14 protein-coding genes are annotated in these 15,419 nt (G+C 64.2%); 4 read left to right on the forward strand and 10 right to left on the reverse strand.

Annotated features, from left to right (window positions below):
• Positions 1 to 158: 158 nt before the first annotated feature.
• Both AC3WLP_RS20945 and AC3WLP_RS20950 read right to left on the reverse strand, forming a co-directional pair.
• Positions 159 to 3,224: an efflux RND transporter permease subunit gene (locus AC3WLP_RS20945; RefSeq protein ID WP_088513359.1), complete on the reverse strand. Its 3,066-nt coding sequence runs from the start codon at positions 3,222 to 3,224 to the stop codon at positions 159 to 161.
• 6 nt (positions 3,225 to 3,230) lie between these two features.
• Positions 3,231 to 4,331 carry an efflux RND transporter periplasmic adaptor subunit gene (locus tag AC3WLP_RS20950; protein WP_012053558.1) on the reverse strand — a complete coding sequence of 367 codons (1,101 nt, stop codon included), beginning with the start codon at positions 4,329 to 4,331 and terminating at the stop codon, positions 3,231 to 3,233.
• A gap of 250 nt (positions 4,332 to 4,581) precedes the next feature.
• On the opposite strand from AC3WLP_RS20950, the gene AC3WLP_RS20955 reads away from it, so the two are divergent.
• Entirely contained in the window at positions 4,582 to 5,223 is a 642-nt protein-coding gene (locus tag AC3WLP_RS20955; protein WP_012053559.1) for a TetR/AcrR family transcriptional regulator, read from the forward strand.
• 69 nt (positions 5,224 to 5,292) lie between these two features.
• Here the strand turns inward: AC3WLP_RS20955 and AC3WLP_RS20960 are convergent, their stop codons facing one another.
• Positions 5,293 to 6,069, reverse strand: coding sequence for a class I SAM-dependent methyltransferase (locus tag AC3WLP_RS20960; RefSeq protein WP_012053560.1), 777 nt, complete (start codon positions 6,067 to 6,069; stop codon positions 5,293 to 5,295).
• A gap of 104 nt (positions 6,070 to 6,173) precedes the next feature.
• On the opposite strand from AC3WLP_RS20960, the gene AC3WLP_RS20965 reads away from it, so the two are divergent.
• Positions 6,174 to 6,794 (forward strand): hypothetical protein, encoded by a 621-nt coding sequence (locus tag AC3WLP_RS20965; RefSeq protein WP_012053561.1) that lies wholly within the window; start codon positions 6,174 to 6,176, stop codon positions 6,792 to 6,794.
• Positions 6,795 to 6,796: 2 nt separating this feature from the next.
• Here the strand turns inward: AC3WLP_RS20965 and AC3WLP_RS20970 are convergent, their stop codons facing one another.
• From AC3WLP_RS20970 to ppc, 7 genes are all read right to left on the reverse strand, one after another.
• The gene (locus AC3WLP_RS20970; RefSeq protein WP_014754295.1) at positions 6,797 to 7,486 is read right to left on the reverse strand and encodes an extensin-like domain-containing protein; all 690 of its coding nucleotides are present in this window, start codon (positions 7,484 to 7,486) and stop codon (positions 6,797 to 6,799) included.
• Positions 7,486 to 8,316 (reverse strand): isocitrate lyase/PEP mutase family protein, encoded by an 831-nt coding sequence (locus AC3WLP_RS20975; protein ID WP_014754296.1) that lies wholly within the window; start codon positions 8,314 to 8,316, stop codon positions 7,486 to 7,488. Before AC3WLP_RS20975 ends, AC3WLP_RS20970 begins: the two co-directional genes overlap by 1 nt.
• Positions 8,317 to 8,344: 28 nt before the next feature.
• Positions 8,345 to 9,214 (reverse strand): DUF72 domain-containing protein, encoded by an 870-nt coding sequence (locus AC3WLP_RS20980; RefSeq protein WP_014754297.1) that lies wholly within the window; start codon positions 9,212 to 9,214, stop codon positions 8,345 to 8,347.
• 3 nt (positions 9,215 to 9,217) lie between these two features.
• The gene (locus AC3WLP_RS20985; RefSeq protein WP_012053565.1) at positions 9,218 to 9,508 is read right to left on the reverse strand and encodes a hypothetical protein; all 291 of its coding nucleotides are present in this window, start codon (positions 9,506 to 9,508) and stop codon (positions 9,218 to 9,220) included.
• A gap of 131 nt (positions 9,509 to 9,639) precedes the next feature.
• Complete coding sequence (gene tsaB / locus AC3WLP_RS20990) at positions 9,640 to 10,314, reverse strand: tRNA (adenosine(37)-N6)-threonylcarbamoyltransferase complex dimerization subunit type 1 TsaB (protein WP_003252230.1); 675 nt, start codon at positions 10,312 to 10,314, stop codon at positions 9,640 to 9,642.
• A 271-nt stretch (positions 10,315 to 10,585) separates the two neighbouring features.
• Positions 10,586 to 11,236 (reverse strand): adenylate kinase, encoded by a 651-nt coding sequence (gene adk / locus AC3WLP_RS20995; RefSeq protein ID WP_004575467.1) that lies wholly within the window; start codon positions 11,234 to 11,236, stop codon positions 10,586 to 10,588.
• 257 nt (positions 11,237 to 11,493) lie between these two features.
• On the reverse strand, positions 11,494 to 14,121 hold the full coding sequence (ppc, locus tag AC3WLP_RS21000) for a phosphoenolpyruvate carboxylase (RefSeq protein ID WP_012053566.1): 2,628 nt from the start codon (positions 14,119 to 14,121) through the stop codon (positions 11,494 to 11,496).
• 260 nt (positions 14,122 to 14,381) lie between these two features.
• Here ppc and AC3WLP_RS21005 point away from each other — a divergent pair, with 260 nt between their 5' ends.
• Both AC3WLP_RS21005 and AC3WLP_RS21010 read left to right on the forward strand, forming a co-directional pair.
• Entirely contained in the window at positions 14,382 to 14,726 is a 345-nt protein-coding gene (locus AC3WLP_RS21005) for a pilin assembly protein (protein WP_088513357.1), read from the forward strand.
• A 276-nt stretch (positions 14,727 to 15,002) separates the two neighbouring features.
• Positions 15,003 to 15,416, forward strand: coding sequence for a DUF4398 domain-containing protein (locus AC3WLP_RS21010; RefSeq protein ID WP_003252223.1), 414 nt, complete (start codon positions 15,003 to 15,005; stop codon positions 15,414 to 15,416).
• The last annotated feature ends 3 nt before the right edge of the window (positions 15,417 to 15,419 follow it).

Below are 15,419 nucleotides of genomic sequence, written 5' to 3' on the forward strand. Positions count from 1 at the left end.
GCCAGGCCTGCTGGCCAATTTTCACCAGCCGCTCACCGTTGCTGCCGCCACCGTATTCGCGGGTAAACCCGCTCCTAAACGGCGGCGGGGTTGGACACAGGCCGTCGTAGGAGCGGGTTTACCCGCGAAGGGAGGGCTAAGCCCTCCCCCTGCGGTCTTCAGCCCTTCTTCACCCTGAACCACGCCGCATACAACGCCGGCAGGAACAGCAGTGTAAGCACCGTGGCCACGATCAACCCACCCATGATCGCCACCGCCATCGGTCCATAGAACACACTACGTGACAACGGGATCATGGCCAGCACCGCCGCCAGCGCGGTCAGCACGATCGGTCGGAAGCGCCGCACCGTAGCCTCGATGATCGCCTGCCAGCGCTCCATCCCCGCTGCGATGTCCTGCTCGATCTGGTCCACCAGTATCACCGAGTTGCGCATGATCATCCCCGCTAACGCAATGGTGCCGAGCATGGCGACAAAGCCGAACGGCTGGCGGAACACCAGCAGGAACAGGGTCACACCGATCAGCCCCAGCGGCGCGGTGAGGAACACCATCACCGTGCGCGAGAAACTGCGCAGCTGGATCATCAGCAAGCTCAGGACTACCACGATGAACAGTGGCATGCCGGCATTCACCGACTTCTGCCCACGCTCGGAATCCTCCACCGTGCCGCCCACCTCCAGCAGGTAGCCATCGGGCAGCTTGGCGCGGATTTCCTGCAGGGTCGGCAAAATCTGCTTCACCAGCGTCGCCGGCTGCTCCTGGTCGTAGATATCGGCACGCACGGTCACCGTCGGCAAGCGGTTGCGGTGCCAGATAATGCCTTCTTCAAAGCCGTACTCCAGGGTCGCCACCTGCGACAACGCCACGCTCTGGCCATTGTCGGTGGGCAACGCCAGGCTACCCAGGTTGCCCAGCTCGCTGCGTTCCTGCCGGGTGCCGCGCAGCAGGATCTCGATCAGTTCGTTGTCCTCGCGGTACTGGCTGACCGTGGTACCGATCAGCGAGCTTTGCAGGAAGCTCGCCAGGTGCGAAGTGCTCACGCCCAGCGCACGGGCGCGGTCCTGGTCGATTTCGAGGAACACCGCCTTGCTGGGTTCCTCCCAGTCCAGGTGCACGTTCACCACATGCGGATTCTCGCGCACCTTGTCAGCCACTTCACGGGCCAGTGCACGGGCCTTCTCGATATGCTCGCCAGTGACCCGGAACTGCACCGGGTAACCCACGGGTGGGCCATTTTCCAGACGCGTGACCCGGGCGCGCAGGTCGGGGAACTGCTGGTCCACCGTGCTGATCAGCCAACTGCGCAGCCGTTCGCGGTCTTCCATCGACTTGGCCAGCACCACGAACTGGGCAAAGCTGGCTGCCGGCAGTTGCTGGTCCAGCGGCAGGTAGAAGCGCGGCGAGCCGGTGCCCACATAGGCCACGTAGTTGTCGATACCGTCCTGCTGCTTGAGCAGTGCCTCCAGCTGCTTGACCCGCTCGGCGGTATTGGCCAGCGAGGCGCCTTCGGCCAGCTTCAGGTCAACCATCAGCTCCGGGCGCCCGGAGGCCGGGAAGAACTGCTGGGGTACAAAGCGGAACAGCAGGAGGCTGCCGACAAAAGCGGCAACGGTCAGCAGGATTACCGTCTTGCGCCGCCGTACGCACCACTCCACCAGCCGTCGCACGCGCTGGTAGAACGGGGTGGCGTAGGGGTCGGGCGCATGGCCGTCCTTGCCATGGCGCGCGGCATGCAGCTTGGCCAGGTCGGGTAGCAGACGCTCACCCAGGTAAGGCACGAACACCACAGCCGCCACCCAAGAGGTCAGCAAAGCGATGGTGACCACCTGGAAGATCGACCGGGTATATTCGCCGGTGCTGGAGGCCGCGGTGGCAATCGGCAGAAAGCCTGCTGCCGTGATCAGCGTCCCGGTGAGCATCGGGAAGGCCGTACTTGTCCAGGCATAGCTGGCTGCCTTGAGGCGGTCATAGCCCTGCTCCATCTTGATCGCCATCATCTCCACGGCAATGATCGCGTCGTCCACCAGCAAGCCCAGGGCCAACACCAGCGCGCCCAGGGAAATCTTGTGCAGGCCGATGCCGAAGTAATGCATGGCGGCAAAGGTCATGGCCAACACCAGCGGAATGGCCAGCGCCACCACCAGGCCAGTGCGCAGGCCCAGCGAGAAGAAGCTCACCAGCAGCACAATGACCAACGCCTCGACCAGCACCTGCACAAACTCGCCCACGCCGGCCTTCACCGCCGCCGGTTGATCCGAAACCTTGCGCAGCGCCATGCCGGCAGGCAGGTTATGCGCCAGGCGCTCGAACTCGCCTTCCAGGGCCTTGCCCAGTACCAGGATGTCGCCACCGTCTTTCATCGACACCGCCAGGCCAATGGCATCCTCGCCCATGAAGCGCATGCGCGGTGCAGGTGGGTCGTTGAAGCCACGGTGCACCTCGGCGACATCACCAATCCGGAAGGTGCGATCACCCACGCGAATGGGGAACTGGCGGATCTGCTCGACACTGTCGAAACGCCCGCTCACGCGCAGTTGCAAGCGCTCGCTGGGCGTCTCGAAGAAACCGGCGGTGCTCACCGCGTTCTGTTCTTGCAACGCCTTCTGCACGGCTTCCAGGGGCACGCCGAGGGTGGCCAGCTTGAGGTTGGACAGCTCGATCCAGACTTTCTCGTCCTGCAGGCCGATCAACTCGACCTTGCCCACATCCTTGACCCGCTGCAGCTGGATCTGGATACGGTCGGCGTAGTCCTTGAGCACCGCGTAGTCAAAGCCCTCGCCAGTCAGCGCATAGATATTGCCGAAGGTGGTGCCGAACTCGTCGTTGAAGAACGGGCCCTGGATCTCCGGCGGCAAGGTGTGGCGAATGTCCGCAACCTTCTTGCGGATCTGGTACCACAACTCGGGGATGTCCTTGGAGTGCAGCGAGTCGCGGGCCATGAAGGTAACCTGCGATTCACCGGGGCGAGAGAACGAGACGATTCTCTCGTACTCACCGGTTTCCATCAGCTTCTTTTCGATGCGCTCGGTCACCTGTCGCGACACTTCTTCAGCGCTGGCGCCTGGCCACAGGGTGCGGATGACCATGGCCTTGAAGGTGAATGGCGGATCCTCGCTCTGGCCAAGCTTGGTGTACGACATGGCGCCAATGACCGCCAGCAGGATCATCAGGAACAGGACGATCTGGCGGTTGCGCAGCGCCCAGGCAGAAAGGTTGAAACCCATCGGGACTTACTCCTTGGCCGTCAGGTTCACTACACGGTTGCTGCGGTCAACGGGGCGTACCTCCTGGCCCTCGCGCAGTACATGGCCACCAGCGGCAACCACCCAGTCACCCGGGTCCAGGCCTTCGAGCACCGGCACACTGTCGCTGCCATAAGCCCCCAGGCGCACGGTCGCCCGCTCCAGGCGGCTTTCCTTGTTCACCCGCCAGACATAGGCCTGACCGTTTTCCGCCGTCACGGCCGACAGCGGTACCGCCAGCGGGATCAGCCCGTCCTTGGCGATGAACACCCGGGCGCTCTGGCCCAGTTCAGCCGGTACAGCGGCCGTGGTAAAGGCGATGCGCGCCGCGAACGTGCGCGAGCGCGGGTCGGCGGCCGGTGACAGCTCGCGAATGCGCCCCTGGAAACGCGCCTGCGGGTGCGACCACAGCTCCACGCTCACCGGTTGGCCCACAGCGAAGCGGGCAAACTGCTGCTCCGGCAGGCCGATGGCTACTTCTCGCTCGCCATCGGCGGCAAGGGTGAACACGGTCTGCCCGGCGGCGACCACCTGGCCCACTTCAACCTGGCGCTTGGCAATCACCCCGGCCTGCGGCGCACGCAATACGGCATATTCGGCCTGGTTGCCCGCCACATCGAACTCGGCCTTGGCCTGCTTCAGACGGGCAAGGCCGGCGCGGTAGAGGTTTTCGGCGTTGTCGAACTGGGAGTGGCTGACCATCTGCCGTTCCAGCAGCTTCTGGTAGCGGTCGCGCTCGGCGCGCACCAATGCCAGGTTGGCCTCGGCAGCCGCCAGCTGGGCGCGATTGGCTTCAAGTTGCAGGCGCACGTCCTGCGGGTCCAGCTCGGCCAGCGGCTGGTCGGCCTTGACCCGCTGCCCCTCCTCCACCAGGCGCTTGCTGACCTTGCCGCCAATGCGGAAGGCCAGCTCCGGCTCGAAGCGCGCGCGCACTTCGCCGGGGTAACTGTCGGCAGCGGCTTCGGCCGGCTGTGGCTGCACCACCAGCGCCGGGCGCGGCGCGGCGGGTGGGGCAGCTTCCTGGCCACACGCCGCCAGAAGCAGGGCAGCAGCGGCGGGCAGAGCGATGGACAAGGCATGGCGCAACATGATGAATCCTTTCGCGGAGTGCACATTTAATATTTGTACTGGCTGGTATATTAAATCAGCGCAACGATGCCGGGAAGGGCATGCGCTGGCTTTTCGACGACCTGGCTGGAGCCCTCTGGCGCCTGTGAGATCAAGCGGCGGCTGAACGCCCACCCTGTCGATCAACTGAACGCTGGCAGGCCGCAGGTAAATGTGAGCTAGGTTTAGCCGTATCGCGGCTGACCCGTTAAGATGGGGATTCTTAAACCAGATGCAGACCACAATGCTCAACGACGCACCCATCGGCCCAGGCCGGCCCAAGGACCTGGCCAAGCGCGAGGCGATCCTCGAAGCGGCCAAGGCGCTGTTCCTCAGCCTTGGCTATGCCAACACCAGCATGGATGCGGTCGCTGCGGCGGCAGGTGTTTCAAAACTCACCGTGTACAGCCACTTCACCGACAAACAGACCCTCTTCTGCTCGGCGGTCATGGCCACCTGCCAGGTCCAGTTGCCTGACCTGCTGTTCGAGTATCCCGAAGGGGTACCGGTGGAAGAAGTGCTGCTGACCATTGCCCGCAACTTCCAGGCGCTTATCAGCAGTGACGAAGCGATCAAGCTCAGCCGCCTGATCATGGCCCAGGGCAGCCTGGACCCGAGTTTTGGCGAGTACTTTTACGAAGCCGGGCCCAAGCGCGTGCTCGCAGGCATGGAAGCGCTACTGCGCGGGGCTCATGAGCGTGGGCTGCTGCGCATCGACAACCCGCTGCGCGCCGCGGAGCACTTCTTCTGCCTGGTCAAAGGGGCACCGGATTACCGGTTGCTGCTGGGATGTGCGGGGCCGCTGGAAGGCGATGAAGCCGAGGCGCATGTGCGCGAGGTGGTGGGGGTGTTCTTGAGGGCATTCAAACCCTGATATCTGGATATTTTTGCAGGCCTCTTCGCGAACTTACCCGCGAAGAGGCCTGGGCAGGCCACACAAACGTCAGGCTTTCAACGCCTTCTTCGGATAAATGTCATACCGGCTCGACTTGCCTTCCAGGCTGTGACTGGGCTTCGGCCCGTCGATGATCGGTGCCTTGCGCGGGCGCTTCACCACCACCCGATGGCTGGCCAGCGCCAGGGCGGCTTCGAGCAGCGCCGGGGCATCCAGGTCATCGCCCACCAAAGGCCGGAACACGCGCATTTCCTTTTTCACCAGGGCGCTCTTGTCCCGGTGCGGGAACATCGGGTCGAGGTAGATCACCTGCGGCGCCTCCCCTTCCCAGGCGCGCATGCGCTCGATGGCGTTGCCGGTCAGCAGGCGCATGCGCCCGACAATCGGGCCCACCTCTTCATCCGCCCGCGCCCGCGCCAGGCCGTCCTCCAGCAGCGCGGCAATCAGCGGCTGGCGCTCGATCAGGGTCATCTGGCAGCCAAGGCTGGCCAGCACGAACGCGTCCTTGCCCAGCCCCGCCGTGGCATCCAGCACCTGCGGCCGGATACCTTGGGCAATGCCCACAGCCTTGGCGATCATCTGCCCGTTGCCACCGCCAAACTGGCGGCGATGCGCAGCCTGGCCTTCGACGAAGTCCACACGCACCGGCCCGGGTGCCTGCGGGCCCAGTTGCTGAATCTGCAAGCCGTCGGCGCCCACCTGCACCGCGAAGGCGGCGGTATCGTCCTGCAGCGGCAGGCCCAGGCGTTCAGCCCACACCCTGGCCTGTTGCGCATACTCAGCTGCCATCGCCTCGACCCTGATACCCGTGCCTTGCTCTTCCATCGTTCACACCCGAAAAATCAAACCAAGCCCTTAATGAATCGGCAGCCACGGCCGATACAGGCAATATCCCGCTATTCTGCCAGAGCACAGCGCGCACGACTGCCATGTCAGATACTCTTCCCATCGGCTTGACCTATTTGTCGCCTGTCGGCAACTACAGTCAGCACAACACCCAGGCACTCGGGGGCGTCAGCCACCTGTGGCAGGATTTCTTTGCCCGGGCGATGGCCGAGCAGCAGGAAGAGCCCGTAGACGGCATCAGCCAGTCGTTCGTGCAGTACGACCAGGACAGCGGCGAACCCATCGGCGGGGCCCGTGCACTGGCCTTGATCGACGCCCAGCGCGCCTGCCCGGTGCACGACACCATCGTGGCGCCGCCCGAACCGTTGTTTCTGCCCAAGGCCGAGCTTGAAGCCAAGCTGCTGCCGCCCGCCCCCGAGCCGTTCAGCGCCATGGAACTGATCGAGCAACAGCGCCAGCTCGACATCAACAACAGCTGGCTGCGCCCGGTGGTGATGAACCAGGGTCAGCCGATCGCCGAACCCGGCCCTGGCCCCACGCCGCGGTCATTGTTCCTGCCCATTGCCGAGTTCGAGACCAACCTGCTGGACCCGGCGCCCGAACCGTTCGACGACGCCACCCTGGCCAAGCAGCAGAATGACCTGGAGTTCGACATCCACTGGGCGCGCCCAGTGGTGCTGAACAACGTGCGCGCGTACGCCTGAAGCTAACGACAGATCTGCCAGCGCCCCATGTCCAGATGGAAGTGGTTGCGGTGCGCAGCGTTGTAGTCCGGCCCCAGTACCGTGCTGAAGCTCTCGCAAGCTGCCCGCTGCACCCGGTGCAGGAATTCCGCCTTCTGCCCGCCCGCCTGCCAGTCACGCGCCAGAATAATGCGCTGGCCGTCCTTCAGGCGAAATCCGCTGATGTCCAGCGCATTGGCCGTAGCGTGCTGGCTCAAACGGCCCTGCTTGCGGTGGTAGACGTTGCGGCAGGCAAAGCTGCCCAGGTGATCGACCTGCGTCACCGGTTGCCCAAACACTTCCTGCGCCGCCGGCTGCAAGCCATGGTTTTCGAACAGTGCATAGGCCACCGCCAACGGGCAACTGGCCAGAAAGCTGCTGCCCAACCGCGCCTGGCCGCCCTCAATGCGCCATACGTTCTGCAGCGGGCAGTTGGCCGACGCCGGGCTGTCGGCTTGTGCCCGGTAACGCAGGTGGCTGGTTTCCAGCGCCTGCCGGCACAGCGCTGGGTCATCGCGCAGGCGCGACAGTTTGTAGGGGGTCAGCAGGTTGGGCGGCTGGTGTACGTCCAGCGGCGCCCAGGGGTTCCATGCGGCAGGCAGGCGCCAGCCGAAGTGCCAGGCCAGGCCGGCCACCGTCAGCAGGCCGGCCAGTAGCGCCAGCAATGCCCGCATCAGCGACGGAACAGGTCGTTCAGCTGGGCAAACGGCATGGTCTGCTCACCGTAGCCGAACGTGCCCTCATCGCGAATTTCCTGCGCGGCCCGGTAGAAGGCCCCGAGCGCAGCACGGGCCAGCGACGAGCCAACGCTGACGCGGCGCACGCCCAGGTCCTGCAACTGGTTGACGCTCAGCGGCACGCCCGCCATGCCCATCAGCACATTCACAGGGCGCGGTGCGACTGCCTGCACCACGGCACGGACTTCCTCCACGGTGCGCAGCCCGGGGGCGTAGAGCACGTCGGCACCGGCTTCGGCATAGGCTTGCAGGCGCAGGATGGTGTCGTCGAGGTCCATGCGCCCGTGCAGCAGGTTTTCTGCACGGGCGCACAAGGTGAACGGGAATGGCAGGCTTCGCGCAGCCTGCACAGCGGCGCGCACGCGCTCCACAGCCAGCCCGAAGTCATAGATGGGCGCATCACTGCGCCCACTGGCATCTTCGATGGAACCGCCCACCAGGCCAATTTCGGCGGCACGCAGAATGGTCTGGGCACAGTCTTCGGGCAAGTCGCCAAAGCCGTTTTCCAGATCGGCGGCCACCGGCAGCGCGGTGGCATCGACGATCTCGCCGGCATTGTCCAGCGTATCGTCCAGGCTCAAGGCGCCTTCGGCGTCCGGCCGGCCAAGGCTGAAGGCCAGGCCTGCACTGGTGGTAGCCAGCGCCTCGAAACCCAGGCTGGCGAGCAACTTGGCGGAGCCGGCATCCCACGGGTTGGGGATGACGAACGCGCCGTCGCGCGCGTGTAACGCCTTGAAGGCCTCAGCTCGCAGGGTTTGCACATCCATGGTTCAACCTCCGGCAGTCAGGGAAAGGTCAGAGTAGCCCCAATTGTTCGACCTCAGGGGCGCGCGGCAATTCCGGCAAAGGTGCCAGGCCCGGCAGGCGTGCCATCAGGCGCTGATGGAAACGCTGGGCCAGCGCCGCAGCCAGGCGATTGTCCGAGGTGTGCAGGAAGATATAGGGATTGCGGCCTTCTTCGATCCAGGCGGCGACTTTTTCTACCCAAGGGCTAAGGAAGGTGTGATTGGCCTCCAGTTCCGGATGGCCGATGAAGCGAACCTGCGGGTGCTGGCTGAAGGCTGCCGGACGCGGTGGCACCTTTGGCTTCTTCGACTGCGCATGCAGCACGGCAGGGTCGCGCGAGGTACAACTGAACAGCGCACGCGGGTCGAGGCAGATACGCTCCACACCGCGTTCGTGCAGCAGGCGGTTGAGCAGGCGTTCTTCCTCACCCTTGGCAAAAAAGGCCTGGTTACGCACTTCCACAGCCACGGGCACGGCAATCTGATCGAGGAAGTGACAAAGCTCACCCAGGCGCGCCGGGCCGAACTGGGCCGGCAACTGCAACCAGTAGGGTGATACGCGCTGGCCCAGCGGGGCCATCAGCCGAGTGAAGTCGAAGGCAGGCTCAAGCTGGTCTCGCAGGTCGCCTTCATGGCTGACATCCCGCGGAAACTTGGCAGTGAAGCGAAAGTGCTCTGGCATGACCTGCGCCCAGCGGGCAATGGTGCCGGGAGCGGGACGTGCGTAGAACGTGGTGTTGCCTTCGACGGCGTTGAATACCTGGCTGTAGAAGCCAAGCATTTGATTACTGTTGGCGTCAGCGGGGTACAGGTAGTCGCGCCAGGCGTTTTCGCTCCACGACGGGCAACCGAGAAAATAAGGCAGTGGTAGGGGATTCATCCATCAAATGTACAGGTCGAGCCCCAGTACTTCCATGTCCCAGTCAGTAAAGCCTGCAGTGCTCAGGTAGCTGGCCAGTGCGGTGGCGGTGCGGCGGTCACGGGCGCGAGGGAAAACCATATCCTGCTGGCGGGCTGGCAGGCCACCACCAGGGCGGCGGGCGGTGGCTTCCTGCGGGGCGGCTTCTGCCTCCTCGATCACCTCGGCATCGTCGATGGCCTCGTCACGCACCGCTGCTTTGCGCGAGATGCGCTTGAGCGGGTAGGACTGCGATGAGAAACCGTCGATACGCATGGCATGAGCACTCAGGACCAATGATGGCAATTTAGCAGCATCAGAGTTCCGTCGCTAATGCTTGAGTGATAACTGGACCACAGATCGCGCAAAAGGTTTAAGCGTGTTCGGCGATAATCGACGAACAGCACTCAGTGCTTCTTGGGCGTGGCTACATTATCGCGCAGATAAACCGGTTGCGCCTGCTCGGCGACGATTGCCTCGCCACGGGCCCAGGCAAAGGTGGCCAGGCTGAGGACGTCCAGGGCGTTGGGCAAGGCACCCGGGTTGCTAGCCGCCACCTGTACCGCCAGGCGCTCGGCATAGCCCCATCCGGTACCGGCACCGAACCACTCGCCATTGCTGCCTGCCGGTAGCGCCACCTGCTCGGGCGGCAACACGGCTTCACGGCCGACCAGGCGCATTTCGCCCGCCGTGGCTTGGTAGCAGCCCCAGTACACTTCATCCATGCGCGCATCGATGGCAGCTGCCACCTGCTGCACGCCATGCTCGCGCAATGCACCCTGGGCCAAAGCGGCCAGGTTGGACACCGGCAGCACTGGGCGTTCGAGGGCGAAGGCCAGGCCTTGCACAACCCCGATGGCAATACGCACGCCGGTGAAAGCGCCCGGGCCACGGCCAAAGGCAATGGCATCCAGCGCATTCAGTGCCACGCCAGCGTCGGCCAGCAGTTGCTTGATCATCGGCAGCAGCTTCTGGGCATGCATGCGCGGGATCACCTCGTAATGGCTGGTTACCTTGCCGTCATGCAGCAGCGCGACGGAACAGGCTTCGGTGGCGGTATCCAGGGCCAGCAGGGTGGTCATCGAACGGGTATCCAGATGCGAATGAAAAAGAGCGGCAGTATAGAGCAGCAGCGGCGTTGTGTCCCGAGGGGGCCGCTGTGCGGCCCATCACGCTGATTTCAAAGCCTGCACTGGCCCTGGAGGAGCGACCTTGCGTCGCGAAAAGGGCCGCAAAGCGGCCCCAGGGTTTCAGCGGTATCACACCATTGTATGGGGCTGCTCTGCAGCCCTTTCGCGACACAAGGCCGCTCCCACAAAAGCGGGCCGTTGTCGAGGTGCGTCAGGCGCCGGATCAGCTCAGGGCTGCCAGGACCTTGGCGGTGATGGCTTCAACCGAGCCGACACCTTCGATGTGGCTGTACTTCGGCTTGCCGCCATTGGCAGCCGACAGCTTCTGGTAGAAATCCACCAGCGGCTTGGTCTGGCTGTGGTAGACCGACAGGCGATGGCGAACGGTTTCTTCTTTGTCGTCGTCACGCTGGATCAGGTCTTCACCGGTCTCGTCGTCCTTGCCTTCCACTTTCGGCGGGTTGTACTGAATGTGGTAGGTACGGCCCGAGGCCAGGTGCACGCGGCGGCCAGCCATGCGGCCGACGATTTCTTCGTCGTCGACGGCAATTTCGACCACGGCATCGATGTCGACACCGGCAGCGACCATGGCTTCGGCCTGTGGGATGGTGCGTGGGAAGCCGTCGAACAGGCAGCCGTTGGCGCAATCAGGCTGAGCGATGCGCTCCTTCACCAGGCTGATGATCAACTCGTCGGAGACCAGCTGGCCGGCATCCATGACTTTCTTCAGTTCCAGGCCCAGCGGGGTGCCGGCCTTGACGGCGGCACGCAGCATGTCACCGGTGGAGATCTGTGGAATACCGAACTTTTCGGTGATGAACTTTGCCTGAGTACCTTTACCGGCCCCGGGAGCTCCCAGCAGAATTACGCGCATCTTGTGCTCCTCAAATTTTTGTATGAAATTCAATGGATTCGGCGACCAGGGCCAAGTCCGGATAATCGGGTATGACCATAAATCGGTCAGAAGGCTGCTCAAGATACACAGCGCCCGGCAGCCAGACAAGCGTCCCAAAGTTGCAGGAATGCGCCACTTGCGGCTGACCGGGCAGGCGGTTGCGCCAGGCGCAACCACCCTCCCCGTCATAGTGCCGGGCCTGGATGGCACGCGCCAGACATGACCCGGGCTTGCCCTTAGCCGGTGTTGCGCAGCCCGGCGGCAATACCCGCCACGGTCACCAGCAAGGCCTGCTCCAACGGGCTGTCCAGAGCGGCTTCGCGACTGCGCGAGCGGGCCAGCAACTCTGCCTGCAGGCGGTGCAACGGGTCCAGATAGGTATTGCGCAGGCTAATGAATTCCAGTGTCTCGGGGCTGTGCGCCAGTAGCACCGGCTGCCCGGTCAGACCCAGCACGACCTGGCATGACTGCGACAATAGGTCGCGCAGGTGCGCACCTAAAGGACGCAAGTGCGGTTGCACCAGACGTTCGTCGTAGGCCTCGGCAATTTGCGCATCCGCTTTGGCCAGTACCATTTCCAGCATGTCGATTCGGGTGCGGAAGAACGGCCATTGCTCGCGCATTTGCGCCAGCAACTCACCCTGACCACGGGCCAAGGCATTAGTCAGCGCCGTTTCCCAGCCCAGCCAGGCCGGCAGCATCAGCCGGGTCTGGGTCCAGCCGAAGATCCACGGGATGGCCCGCAGGCTTTCGATGCCCCCGGCGCGACGTTTTGCCGGGCGGCTGCCCAACGGCAGGCGCCCCAACTCCTGTTCTGGCGTCGACTGGCGGAAGTACTCGACGAAATCGGGATTCTCCCGTACCACGCTGCGGTAGGCCTGGACACCATCGGCGGCCAACTGGTCCATCACTTCACGCCAGGCCGGCTGCGGGGGCGGTGGTGGCAATAGCGTGGCTTCAAGCACGGCAGCCAGGTACAGGTTGAGGTTTTGCTCGGCGATGCCCGGCAAGCCGAACTTGAAGCGAATCATTTCACCCTGCTCGGTGGTGCGGAAACGCCCCGCCACCGAACCCGGTGGCTGCGACAGGATCGCAGCATGGGCCGGGCCGCCGCCTCGCCCGACCGTACCGCCACGGCCGTGGAACAGCAGCAGCTCGACCTGATGCTCGGCACAGATACGCACCAGGTTTTCCTGAGCCCGGTACTGCGCCCAGGCAGCAGCGGTGGTGCCGGCGTCCTTGGCCGAATCGGAGTAGCCGATCATCACTTCCTGCGGGCCGCGCAGGCCCGCGCGGTAGCCCGGCAGGCCAAGCAGGCGCTGCATGACCGGGCCGGCGTTGTCGAGGTCGGCCAAGGTCTCGAACAGTGGCACCACACGCATGGGGCGGGTCAGGCCGGCTTCCTTGAGCAACAGTTGCACCGCCAATACATCCGAGGCGGCACCGGCCATGGAAATGACGTAAGACCCCAGCGAGGCGGCCGGCGCAGCGGCCACTTCCCTGCAGGTCGCCAGCACTTCGGCGGTGTCCGCTTGCGGCTTGAAATGCGCAGGTAGCAGCGGCCGGCGGTTTTTCAGCTCGGCCTGGAGGAACGCGATGCGCTGCTCCTCATCCCAGTCGGCGTAACGCCCCAGGCCCAGGTAATCGGTAATCTCGGTCAGCGCATCACGGTGGCGGGCAGCGTCCTGGCGTACGTCCAGGCGGCCCAGGAACAGGCCGAAGGTCACCGCACGACGCAGGCAGTCAAGCAGCGGCCCCTCGGCGATCACGCCCATGCCGCATTCGTGCAGTGACTGGTAGCACAGCTCCAGCGGCGCGATCAGCTCGCGGTTGTCCACCAGCACGTCGGCACCGGCCGGTTGGTTGCTGGTCAAGGCCGAATGCGCCCATGCGCGTGTCGCACGCAGGCGGTCGCGCAGTTGCTTGAGCACAGCGCGGTAGGGTTCGGCACTGTCGCCAACCTGTTTGCGCAGGGCGTCGTTGGCCTGCTGCATGGACAACTCGGCGGCCAGCGCATCGATGTCGCGCAGGAACAGGTCGGCGGCCATCCAGCGCGCCAGCAGGAGTACTTCGCGGGTGACGGCAGCCGTTACATTGGGGTTGCCATCACGGTCCCCACCCATCCACGAGGCAAAGCGAATCGGCGCGGCCTCCAGCGGCAGGCGCAGGCCAGTGGCCTCCAGCAGGGCCTTGTCGACCTTGCGCAGGTGGCTGGGGATGGCATGCCACAGTGAATGCTCGATCACTGCGAAACCCCACTTGGCTTCGTCTACCGGCGTAGGCCGGGTACGGCGGATTTCTTCGGTGTGCCAGGCCTCGGCGATCAGCCGGCGCAGGCGTTCACGCACTTGCTGACGTTCTGCCGAGGTCAGGTCACGATGGTCCTGTGCGGCCAGTTGGCCGGCGATCGCGTCGTACTTCTGGATCAGCGTGCGACGGGCCACTTCGGTGGGATGTGCGGTGAGCACCAACTGGATATCGAGCTTGGCCAGTTGCCGGGCCAGGGCATCGTTGCTGTGGCCGGCCTGCTTCAAGCGCCCCAGCAGCTCGGGCAGTACCTGCGCTTCGAACGGCTCGGGCTGGTCAGCGTCGCGCCGGCGGATCAACTGGTACTGCTCGGCCATGTTGGCCAGGTTGAGGAACTGGTTGAAGGCCCTCGCTACGGGCAGCAGGTCTTCTTCGGCCAGGTCCGCCAAGGTCGAGCTCAGCTGCTCACCCGGGCCGCGGCGGTCGGCCTTGGCACTGTGGCGGATGTCCTCGATTTTCTGCAGGAACGCATCGCCATGCTGTTGGCGAATGGTTTCGCCAAGCAGCTCCCCCAACACATGGACATCTTCACGCAAACGCACATCGATATCGGTCACTGGCGCTCTCTCCGTTGCATCCCTCTCAGCCTTGGCGCGCCCTGTGCCAGAGCGGGGTAACCCGTGAAGAGCCCAATGCGGTGTCTGGCACCGGCGTTGCCGGTGTTCGCGGGTAAACCCGCTCCTACAGGGGGGCGGTATCCCCCAAGAGTGCCCACAGCCGGGCGACGATGGCAAGCCGTGATCGGCCAAACCAAACTAAAGTGAAAGCACAGCACTCCCATGCAGTGCAGCCTTTCCAGGCGTCAACAGAGGTCATCATGAAAATCCGTGAACTCGCCCAGCACTGGGAACAGAATGCCGCCGGTACCCTCAGCCGTACCGGCCATGTCCTGCATCTGGACCTGGAGTCCGAAGCGCGCCTGGCCGCGCTGATCGACATGTACCCCAAGCGCACCGCCGAAGAACTGCTCGGCGAACTGATCGCCGCCGCCCTTGAAGAACTGGAAGCCAGTTTCCCCTATGTGCAGGGCCGCCAGGTCATCGCCACCGACGAAGAAGGCGACCCTTTGTACGAAGACGTTGGTCCTACGCCGCGCTTTCTCTCCCTGTCCCGCCAGCACCTGCACAACTTGAGCAACGCGACAGTCGACACCGACAAATAATCCTGCGCCCCAGCATTCCGGGCCTGCTCAAGGCCCGGAATACCGCTCCAGCCTGGGAAAGTTCCAGGCAAATCGCACTGACCGATCAGTCAGAAATAGTTATTCGATTACAGCGCTTTTTTCTGAACTATTCGAAAAACGTTCGAGTCGGAGCCAATAGCCATCACGCTAAAACCCTGCACACTGCCCTCGTGCACCGTTGAGCTGAAGCGCGCGGTTTTGTCAGGGATTGAGCGATGGACTGCTACGGACATCGTCGTTATCAGGAGTGATCCAATGGAGCTGACCACCATGAAGACCCGCACTAGCCAACTGTCATCCACTCATGTGCGCGGGTTCAAGCTGGCCGCGCTGGCGCTGGGCAGTAGCCTGGTCCTGGCCGGCTGTGCGGGCAATCCGCCCACCGAGCAGTATGCCGTTACCCAGTCCGCCGTGAACTCCGCCGTCAGCGCTGGCGGTACCGAGTTCGCCGCCGTGGAAATGAAAGCGGCTCAGGACAAGTTCAAGCAAGCCGAAATCGCCATGCACGACAAGAAGTACGACGAGGCCAAGCGCCTGGCCCAACAGGCCGAGTGGGATGCACGCCTCGCCGAACGCAAGGCCCAGGCAGCCAAAGCCCAGAAGGCCGTGCAGGATGCCCGCCAGGGCGTTCAGGACGTACGTGAGGAAGGCCTGCGCAGCGCTCAGTGAGCC

The organism is Pseudomonas sp. FW305-E2 (assembly GCF_058782925.1).